This window comes from Flavobacterium columnare NBRC 100251 = ATCC 23463, assembly GCF_002530675.1.
Lineage (GTDB): Bacteria > Bacteroidota > Bacteroidia > Flavobacteriales > Flavobacteriaceae > Flavobacterium > Flavobacterium columnare.
Map to the genome: position 1 here is coordinate 1 of NZ_PCMX01000089.1, position 1,305 is coordinate 1,305.

Below are 1,305 nucleotides of genomic sequence, written 5' to 3' on the forward strand. Positions count from 1 at the left end.
ATAAAGTATTACCCTTTTGGCTCCCTCATTCCTAATCGATACGGTAGCTCATCTTCATATCGTTACGGCTTCCAAGGACAGGAAAAAGATAACGAAATTAAAGGAGAAGGAAATTCACTCAACTATACGTTTAGAATGCACGACCCGAGGGTGGGGAGGTTTTTTGCTATAGACCCGTTGTTTAAGGATTATCCATATTACACACCTTATCAGTTTAGTGGGAATAGAGTGATTGATGCTGTAGAGTTAGAAGGAAAAGAAACATTTTTCGTTCACGGAACCATATTTTATAATCCAATTTTAAAGGTAGTGGGTTTAGGAGGAGAAGATGCAACTTTTATGTTTAAAAGACGTCACAACATAGTAAAAGATTTACCTAAATATTTGGGAAATAGTACCAGTAACATATCCTTTAAATGGACAGGTTACAATTCAGATCAGGAAAGGCATATTGGTGCTGAAAATCTTGCCAACTATATTTTAGGACATAGAAAACCAGGTGAGCCTATTTCAATTGTAGGACACAGCCATGGAGGTAATATTGCTATAGAAGCAGCAAATATTTTAGTGCGAGATCATAAGATTTCTGCTAATGAAATTACAATTGTAGCTATTAATACACCTCTTGAGGATGATATAGAGTTAAAATATAAAGATGTTACCCTTTATACAATTAATAACCCAAGTGATTTAATTCAAAATACAGGTAGTGATCATTGGTATGGTGGAACTACAGAAGCTAAAAGGACTACCAAAATATATAAAAATGTTGATTCTACAGTTTACTATGAAGATAAAATTGAATCAGACATAACGGAGTTGTTTTTTGATGTAGGCCATGTAGGACCAAGTGATATAAATTTCAAAGAGTGGTTTAAGATTTTAAAAGAAGAAGTTGAAAAGAATAAAAAAACAAAAGAGTTTGAAGAGAAAGAAAAAAAAGAAAGAACTAAATCATCTAAATAAATGAACAAATGCATATATTTGATATTCATATTGATTTCTTGTAATAGAGAAATAAATTGTAAAATAACCCCAATTGACAAGCATATTATTGATGTAAAATCATTTAGCAATGATGTTTTTTTGGAGAATAGTAATGGAGTTATGAAAAAATTGAAGGTTGAATATTTTTACAATGAAATTATAAATAATCAAAAAAAAAGTATACTTAACAATGAAGAATGTGGACATTACATAGGAGTTAATTACTTATTAGAAAAAGAAAGTATAGGAGTTAATATAGTTAAAGATAAGTCAAACATTTATTATTATAAAATCAACGGTTTTTGCTTTGATGAAGAA

The 1,305-nt window shown here is 30.2% G+C and carries 1 protein-coding gene and 1 pseudogene; both read left to right on the forward strand.

The window, feature by feature from the left end:
• A pseudogene (locus tag B0A78_RS14520) lies at positions 1-966 on the forward strand (hypothetical protein); the annotation flags it as partial.
• A partial coding sequence (locus B0A78_RS11625; protein ID WP_133065788.1) for a hypothetical protein occupies positions 967-1,305 on the forward strand: 339 nt, incomplete at its 3' end.